This is a genomic window from Dietzia papillomatosis NBRC 105045 (assembly GCF_001570845.1).
In the GTDB taxonomy this organism is placed as follows: Bacteria; Actinomycetota; Actinomycetes; order Mycobacteriales; family Mycobacteriaceae; genus Dietzia; species Dietzia cinnamea.
In genome coordinates this window covers 1-8,464 of sequence record NZ_BCSL01000073.1, presented here as the reverse complement: position 1 = coordinate 8,464, position 8,464 = coordinate 1, and the positions used below count along the sequence as shown (strand labels likewise).

The 8,464-nt window shown below is 68.1% G+C and carries 7 protein-coding genes; 6 read left to right on the top strand and 1 reads right to left on the bottom strand.

The features are described 5' to 3' along the window. The first annotated feature begins 282 nt into the window (after nucleotides 1-282). Genes DPA01S_RS15485 through DPA01S_RS15460 form a run of 6 tightly spaced genes read left to right on the top strand, consistent with a single transcriptional unit; the run spans nucleotide 283 to nucleotide 8,070 of the window. On the top strand, nucleotides 283-384 hold the full coding sequence (locus DPA01S_RS15485) for a potassium-transporting ATPase subunit F (RefSeq protein WP_061917692.1): 102 nt from the start codon (nucleotides 283-285) through the stop codon (nucleotides 382-384). Then, nucleotides 381-2,081, top strand: coding sequence for a potassium-transporting ATPase subunit KdpA (kdpA, locus tag DPA01S_RS15480; protein ID WP_061917689.1), 1,701 nt, complete (start codon nucleotides 381-383; stop codon nucleotides 2,079-2,081). The genes DPA01S_RS15485 and kdpA overlap by 4 nt, the downstream gene beginning before the upstream one ends. Next, entirely contained in the window at nucleotides 2,078-4,150 is a 2,073-nt protein-coding gene (gene kdpB, locus DPA01S_RS15475; protein ID WP_375545290.1) for a potassium-transporting ATPase subunit KdpB, read from the top strand. Before kdpA ends, kdpB begins: the two co-directional genes overlap by 4 nt. Nucleotides 4,151-4,153: 3 nt before the next feature. Beyond that, nucleotides 4,154-4,822 (top strand): potassium-transporting ATPase subunit C, encoded by a 669-nt coding sequence (locus DPA01S_RS15470; RefSeq protein WP_061917686.1) that lies wholly within the window; start codon nucleotides 4,154-4,156, stop codon nucleotides 4,820-4,822. Between the two features lie 9 nt (nucleotides 4,823-4,831). Then, nucleotides 4,832-7,390 (top strand): DUF4118 domain-containing protein, encoded by a 2,559-nt coding sequence (locus tag DPA01S_RS15465; RefSeq protein ID WP_083961830.1) that lies wholly within the window; start codon nucleotides 4,832-4,834, stop codon nucleotides 7,388-7,390. Continuing rightward, nucleotides 7,387-8,070, top strand: coding sequence for a response regulator (locus DPA01S_RS15460; RefSeq protein ID WP_061917682.1), 684 nt, complete (start codon nucleotides 7,387-7,389; stop codon nucleotides 8,068-8,070). The genes DPA01S_RS15465 and DPA01S_RS15460 overlap by 4 nt, the downstream gene beginning before the upstream one ends. Before the next feature lie 121 nt (nucleotides 8,071-8,191). On the opposite strand, the gene DPA01S_RS15455 is transcribed toward DPA01S_RS15460, so the two are convergent. Then, a partial coding sequence (locus DPA01S_RS15455; RefSeq protein ID WP_198150833.1) for a cation:proton antiporter regulatory subunit occupies nucleotides 8,192-8,464 on the bottom strand: 273 nt, incomplete at its 5' end.

Sequence of the window (8,464 nt, the reverse complement as noted above, 5' to 3'; positions counted from 1 at the left end):
CGTGTGCTCCGCGTTGGCGTCAAGAACGAGTAAAGATCACTGCTCAGAGCATCAGGATCCCGTAAACGCCCCTTCCGCGGGCAGGGCGCACGGGCGCACGCTTCCTAGCGCAGTGCTGGCGTTCCTGCACTGGCCCCGAGTGAAAGTGACCGTGCCCGCGATGCTCGATATCGCCTATCTCGCGCTCATGTCGGCCTGTCTGATCGGCTGCGTAGCGCTCGTCGACCGGCTCTCCAGGTCCGAAGACCCCACCCCCCCTGCTGAGACGACGGGGGCCGTGCGATGACCGTCGCGGGCGCCACCACCGTCGTCCTGCTGGTGGTGGCGGCGAGCCTGTTGGCCTATCTGGTGCTCGCACTGGTCGACCCCGAGCGGTTCTCATGAGCCCGGCGCTCGCAGCGGGCCTCCAGGCGGCCTGCCTGGTCGGCCTGCTGGCCGCGCTGTACATCCCGCTCGGCGACTACATGGCCCGGGTGTTCACCAGCGACCGTGACCTCGGGATCGAACGACTGCTCTACCGACTCGCCCGCGTCGATCCGCGCCGCGAGCAGTCCTGGCGCGTCTACGCCCTGGGGGTGCTCGCATTCTCCGCGATCAGCACGCTGGCGCTCTACGTGATCCAGCGCGTCCAGCACTGGCTGCCGCCGCTGGGGGCCCGCCAGGACGCGGTTGAACCGGCCATGGCGTTCAACACCGCCGCCTCCTTTGTCACCAACACCAACTGGCAGTCGTACACGCCGGAGCAGACCCTGACCAACCTCACCCAGATGATCGGGCTGACGGTGCAGAACTTCGTCTCCGCAGCCGTCGGGATCGCCGTGGCGGTCGCGGTGGTGCGAGGGTTCTGCCGGGTCCGCAGCAGCGTGATCGGCAACTTCTGGGTAGACCTCACCCGCGCCGTGGTGCGGGTGTTGCTCCCCCTCGGCCTGATCTTCGCGGCGCTGTTCCTCACCCAGGGCATGATCCAGTCGCTGTCCGGTGGTGTGGCCGTGACGGCCCTGGACGGCACCGCGCAGCAGATCTCCACGGCGCCGGTCGCCTCCCAGGAGGCGCTCAAGCTTCTCGGAACCAACGGCGGCGGCGTTCTCGGGGCCAACTCGGCGCACCCGTTCGAGAACCCCACCCCGCTGGCGAACCTGCTGTCTATTCTCGCTCTACTGCTGATCCCGGTGGCGCTGACCCGGACATTCGGCACGATGCTCGCCGAGTCCGGGGCGGGCAGCCGCCGGCACGGGCTGATGATCCTCGGCGTAATGGCCACCCTGTGGGGCGGCATGCTCGCTGTGGTCACCTGGGCCGAGTACAACGCCGTTGGCGTGGCCACGCAGGCTTCCGGGATGCAGATGGAAGGCAAGGAGGTCCGTCACGGGATCCCGGCCTCGGTGCTGTTCGCGGTGTCCACCACTGGCACCTCCACCGGCGCCGTCAATTCCGCACACGACAGCTACTCGGCGCTCGGTGGTGGGGCGCTGATCCTCAACATGCTGCTCGGTGAGATTGCGCCCGGCGGGGTCGGCACCGGTCTGTACGGGATCCTGGTTCTGGCCGTGCTCGCGGTGTTCGTGGGCGGGCTGCTCGTCGGCCGAACGCCCGAGATCGTGGGCAAGAAGATCGGCCGGCGCGAGATCACCTGCGCCAGCCTGTCGCTGCTGGTCATGCCCGTGCTCGTCCTCACCGGCGTCGCGATCACCGCCGTGTTGCCGTCGGCGCTCGAGGCCCAGAGCAACGGCGGGCCCGCCGGATCGCCCAACTCGGCGCACGGACTCAGCGAGTACCTGTACGCCTTCGCCTCGGCGGCCAACAACAACGGCTCCGCGTTCGGCGGACTCACGGTCACCGACCACTGGTTCCAGGCCGCCCTCGGCGTGTGCATGATTCTCGGTCGGTTCCTGCCGATCATCCTCGTTTTGGCCATGGCCGGCTCTCTCGCGGCGCAGAAGCGCAGCGAGCCCGGCCCCGGCACCCTGCCGACCCACGGACCGCTGTTCGGCGGCCTGCTGCTCGGCGTCATCCTCCTGGTGGCGGCGTTGACCTTCGTGCCCACGCTCGCCCTCGGACCTATCGCGGAGGCACTCCAGTGACCGCCCTGCTCGATTCCCGGCAACTCGCCGCGGCCGCCCCCGGGGCGCTGCGCAAGCTCGACCCACGGCACCAGGCCCGTAACCCGGTCCTGTTTGTGGTGTGGGTGGGCTCCTTGCTCACCACGGTCCTGGCGGTGATGGACCCCACCGTGTTCAGTTGGTCCACCGCGGCCTGGCTGTGGGCCACGGTCCTCTTCGCCGGCATGGCAGAGTCGGTCGCCGAGGGACGCGGCAAGGCGCAGGCCGATGCCCTGCGCAAGGTCACCACCGAGACCACCGCCAGGGTCCGGCGCGGCCCCCACGAGACCCAGACCGTCTCGTCGACGGAACTGGTCGTCGGGGATCTGGTCGAGGTCCTCGCCGGCGAGACCATCCCCGGTGACGGCGACGTGGTCGAGGGCATCGCCACCGTCGACGAGTCGGCGATCACCGGGGAGTCCGCGCCCGTCGTGCGGGAGTCCGGCGGCGACCGCAGTGCCGTCACCGGCGGGACCGTCGTGCTCTCGGACCGGATCGTGGTGCGGATCTCCACCGCCCCGGGCGAGTCCTTTGTCGACCGGATGATCGCGCTGGTCGAGGGGGCCGAACGCAAGAAGACCCCCAACGAGATCGCGCTGAACATCCTCCTGGCGATGCTCACGATCGTGTTCCTGGTGGCGGTCCTCGCGCTCGGCCCGGTCGCCGCCTATTCGGGCGCCGAGATCGATCCGCTCCGGCTCATCGCCCTGCTGGTGTGCCTCATCCCCACGACCATCGGCGCGCTGCTGTCCGCCATCGGCATCGCGGGAATGGACCGGCTCGTCCAGCACAACGTGCTGGCCACCTCGGGCCGGGCGGTCGAGGCCGCCGGGGACATCGACACCCTGCTTCTCGACAAGACCGGCACCATCACCTTCGGCTCCCGTCAGGCCACCACCCTGGCGCCGGTAGGCAATATATCGGCGGCGGAGCTCGCCGCGGCCGCATGGGCCTCGAGCCTGGTCGACGAGACCCCGGAGGGCCGCAGCATCGTGGAACTCTGTGCCCACGACCATGGGCTGCCGCCCGCGGCCACGGCCTCGGAGAAAGACGCCGAGCCTGTAGAGTTCTCCGCCCACACCCGGATGTCCGGCATTGACCTGCCTCTGGCCGACGGCACGGTACGGCAGGTCCGTAAGGGCGCAGCGGATTCGATCGTCGACTGGGTCGCCGCCCACGGAGGCGAGGTGATGGTCGAGGTGCGCGAGATCGTCGAGCGCATCGCCCGGCGCGGGGCCACACCACTGGTGGTCGCCGAGATGACCGTGACCGTCTCGGGCGACCGGGATCCCCTGCCGGTCGGCCTCCCCCGCATCCTCGGAGCTATCGAACTGTCTGACGTGGTCAAACCGGGAATGCGCGAGCGCTTTGCCGAACTTCGGGCGATGGGGATCCGGACCGTGATGATCACCGGGGACAACCCGCTCACGGCCGCCGCGATCGCCGCCGAAGCCGGAGTCGATGATTACCTGGCCGAAGCCACCCCGGACGACAAAATCGACCGCATCCGCGCCGAGCAGACCGGAGGCCGACTGGTCGCGATGACCGGCGACGGCACCAACGACGCCCCCGCTCTGGCCCAGGCCGACGTGGGCGTGGCCATGAACACCGGGACCACCGCCGCCAAGGAAGCCGGCAACATGGTGGACCTGGACTCGGACCCCACCAAGCTCATCGACATCGTGGGCATCGGCAAACAGTTGCTCATCACCCGCGGCGCGCTCACCACGTTCTCCCTGGCCAACGACCTGGCCAAGTACTTCGCCATCCTGCCCGCACTGTTTGTGGGGATCTTCCCGCAGCTGGACAAGCTCAACGTCATGGGCCTTGCGAGCCCGGAGTCGGCAATCCTGTCTGCGGTGATCTTCAACGCGATCGTCATCGTGCTGCTGGTCCCACTTGCCCTGCGTGGCGTGAAGTACCGGGCCGCCTCGGCCGCGTCGCTGCTGCGGCGCAACCTGCTGATCTACGGGCTCGGTGGCGTCGTCGCGCCGTTCCTCGGGATCTGGCTCATCGACCTGCTCGTCCGACACCTCCCCGGGATCGCGTGACTCATGTCCACTCTCACCACTGCCCTGCGCCAGCTGCGACCGGCCCTTGTCGTCGTCGCCCTTTTCACCCTCCTGTGCGGCCTGGCCTATCCGGTCTCGGTCTGGGCGATCTCACGGATCGACAGCACGTCGGCCGAAGGGGCGATCATCCGGGACAGCGCCGGGTGCGCGGTCGGCTCGGCCCTGCTGGCCACCGACCCGCAGACCCGGCCCGGCCAACCGGATCCGTACTTCCACGCCCGCGTCGCCGGCTCAGGGGACCAGGCCGACCCCACGCTGGCCGCCATGACGCCTGGCGACCCGGCCGCCGGCGCGCCCTCCAATCTGGGGCCGTCCAACCCGGACCTGGCCCAATGGGTCACCACCAGGCGTGAGGTCATCGCCCAGCGCGAGGGTGTGGACCCGGACGAGGTGCCGGTCGATGCCGTCACCGGGTCCGGCTCCGGGCTCGACCCGCACATCTCGCCCGAGTATGCCGCGATCCAGGTCGACCGGGTGGCGCGGGAAAATAGCCTTTCCCCCGCCAGGGTGCGAGACCTTGTCGCCGAGCACACCGATCGCCGTCAGCTCGGGTTCCTCGGCCAACCACGGGTGCGGGTGACCGAGCTCAACGTGGCTCTCGGGCTCACGGCGCCCGGCTGCGCGGAACGTGACTCAAGGCCACAGGGCTAAGGTCTGCTCATGTCCGGATCACCGCGGGGGCGGCTGCACATCTACCTCGGAGCCGCCCCCGGAGTGGGCAAGACCACCGAGATGCTCGAACGCGCCCATCGTCTGGTCGCCGAGGGCAACGACGTCGTGGTCGGCCTGGTGGAGACCCACGGCCGAAAAGGAACCGCCGCACTGCTCGACGGACTGGAATCCGTGCCCCGCCGGACGGTGACCTACCGCGGGACATCGATGACGGAAATGGACCTACCGGCGGTCCTCGATCGGGCACCGCAGATCGCCCTGGTCGACGAACTGGCGCACACCAACGCCCCCGGTATCGAGCACGCCAAGCGCTGGCAGGACGTCGCCGATCTGCTCGACGCGGGAATTGACGTCCACACCACCCTCAACATCCAGCACCTCGAGAGTCTCAACGACGTCGTCTCCCAGATCACCGGATCCGAACAGCGCGAGAAGGTCCCGGATGCGGTGGTTCGCGCGGCCGACGAGATCGAGCTCGTCGACATCAGCCCCGAACAATTGCGTCTGCGGTTGATGGCCGGGCAGGTCTATCACCCCGAGCGTGTCGACGCCGCCCTGGGCAACTACTTCCGGGTGGGCAACCTCACGGCATTGCGCGAACTGGCCCTGCTGTGGTTGGCCGACCGCGTGGATGAGGCGTTGAGTCGCTACCGCAACACCAAGCACATCACCGACACCTGGGAAACCAGGGAGCGCGTCGTAGTGGCGATCACCGGCGGCCCGGAGTCCCTCACCCTGGTGCGGCGCGCGAGCCGCATCGCCTCACGCTCATCGGCCGAACTGGTGGTCGTCCACGTGCTCCGCGGCGACGGACTGATCTCGACCGGCGACAGCATGCCCGAAGTCCGGGAGGTCGCGGCGAGCCTCGGAGCGACGGTCCACACCGTCACCGGGGACGACGTCGCCGCGACCCTCCTGGATTTTGCCCGCGGGGTCAATGCCACCCAGCTCGTCTTGGGAACCTCCCGCCGCAGCCGATGGCGCCGACTATTTGACGAGGGAATCGGCTCGGCGGTCCTGCAGGAATCCGGGTCTATCGACGTCCACATGGTCACCCACCCCGAGGCCTCCGGCGCTCACCGGCGGGGCAGGGCGCCGCGGCCAGCGACCCGACGCACCGCAGCCTGGGCAGGGTCGATCCTGGTACCCGTCCTCGTGGGCGTAATCAACCACCTGCTCGACGAACGGATGGACTTCAGCTCACAAGGCTGGCTCTTCCTCGTCGGTGTCCTCGCGGTCTCGCTACTCGGTGGAGTATGGCCGGCCGCCGTGTGCGCGCTCATCTCAGGCCTGGTGCTCAACTTCTTCTTCACCCACCCGCGGTACAGCATCACCATCGCCGAACCCGCCAACATCGTCTCGATCCTCGTCATGATCGCCGTGGCCATCGCCGTGTCCCTCCTGGTCGACACATCAGCGCGACAACACAGACAAGCCACGCAGTCCGGTCGAGATGCCGAACTGCTCACCCTGTTCGCCAGGGCCGCACTGCGCGCCCCCAACCTGGAAGCCCTGCTGGAGAAGGTGCGCACTGTCTACACGCAGGACGGCGTGTCATTCCTCGGTGGGGACAGAACGATCCTGGCCAGCGTCGGGGAGCAGCCGCCCGGAAGCGAGGACGGAGCGACAACCGCTATCGAGACCGAGCCCGGCGACCGACTCCTGCTCACCGGGCCACGGCTCACCGGACACGACCGGAAGCTCCTCGCCGTCGTCGCCGGCCACGCCTCAGCGCTTGTACGGAACCAGGAACTGGCCCGAGCCGCCGCCGATAGCCAGGCGGTGACCGAAACCGACCGCCTACGCCGCTCGCTGCTCTCGGCCGTCGGCCACGACCTACGCACCCCACTCGCGGCGGCCAAACTGTCAATCTCCTCGCTCCGAGCAGCAGATGTCGACTTCGACCCCGAGGACACCGCAGAACTCCTCGCCACCGTCGAGGAATCGATCGACCACCTCGCCGCACTGGTCGACAACCTGCTCGACTCCTCACGCCTGGCCGCAGGCGTCGTCCACCCCACGCCCCAGCACGTAGATGTGGAGGAGACCGCGGTGACAGCCCTGGTCACCGCTACGGTCGGCCGCAAATCGGACCGCGAGCGGGTCACCGTCGACACCGACGGGGCCACGGCGTGGGCAGACCCCGGACTACTGGAGCGCGTCTTGGGCAACCTGCTGGACAACGCCCTGCGCCACGCTCCAGGATCCGCAGTCCGATTAACCGCCCGCACACTCTGGGACACCGGCCACGCCCGCACCCTCATCGCCGTGGCCGACGACGGCGCCGGAATCGCCGCCGAGTCACGCCAAACTGTCCTGCGCTCATTCCACCGCCAAGGAGACACCAACACATCTACCGGGATCGGCCTCGGACTGTCCGTGGTTCGCGGCTTCGTCGAAGCGATGGGCGGCACCGTCTCAATCGACGAAACCCCAGGCGGGGGCACCACGGTGGAGGTGGACCTGCCCGCGTGCAGCAACACCGGCGACCACATCGAGGGGCCAACCGCAACCAGTTCATCAACCGCACGGGGCACATCCCAATGACCCCCACCGTGCTCATCGTCGACGATGACCGCCAACTCTTACGCGCCCTACGCATCAACTTCCGGGCCCGGGGCATAACCGTGGTTACCGCCGAGACAGCGACCGACGCACTGACCCGCGCCGCCGAATGCGACCCTGACCTGATCATCCTGGATCTGGGCCTGCCCGATCTCGACGGCATCCACGTTCTCCACGGACTCCAGGGATGGTCCCAAGCTTCTGTCCTCGTCCTATCCGCCCGCCCCGACTCCGCCGACAAAGTCCACGCCCTGGATGCCGGAGCCGACGACTACGTGACCAAACCCTTCGCCATGGACGAATTCTTCGCCCGCGTCCGCGCAGCCCTACGACGAAGCCACAGAGACAACTCACCAACCGACGCAGTAATCGAAACCCCCGGATTCACCATCGACTTCCGCACATCCACCGTCACCCGCCACGGCCAGACCCTCCACCTCACCCCCACCGAATGGGGCGTCCTGGAAATCCTCGCCCGCAACCCCGGCAAACTCATCACCCAACAAGAAATCCTCCGCGCAGTATGGGGTGAGGGCTACCAAAAGGAAACCCACTACCTGCGTGTATACATCGCCCAACTACGCCGCAAACTCGAAGACGACTCAGCCACACCCCAGCACCTACTCACCGAACCCGGCCGCGGATACCGCTTCATACCGTGATCGCACCTCAACTGCCAATCCCCTCCTGCACCCCGATATCCAGACCTTATGTAAAACAGACAGTGTCGCCGAACTGGCCGACTCTGCAACTGGCGGTGTCCGTTCGGCACGCGTGGCGGGGCTAGGCCAGGTCGGCGAAACGCTCGGTGTCGCGGACCTTTCCCGAGACGATGATGGTGTCTCCGGGGTGCAGGATCGTCTCCGCGGTGGCGTAGGTGAAGCCCTCCCCCGGGCGTTTGATCGCCACGACGGTCACGCCGTGGTCCGTGCGGATCGAGGTCGCACCGAGACTGCGACCCGTCGCGAACGCCGGGGCGGTCGTCTTGACCATGGCGAATCCGTCATCGAACTCGATGTAGTCGATCATCCGTCCCCGGACCAGGTGGGCGACGCG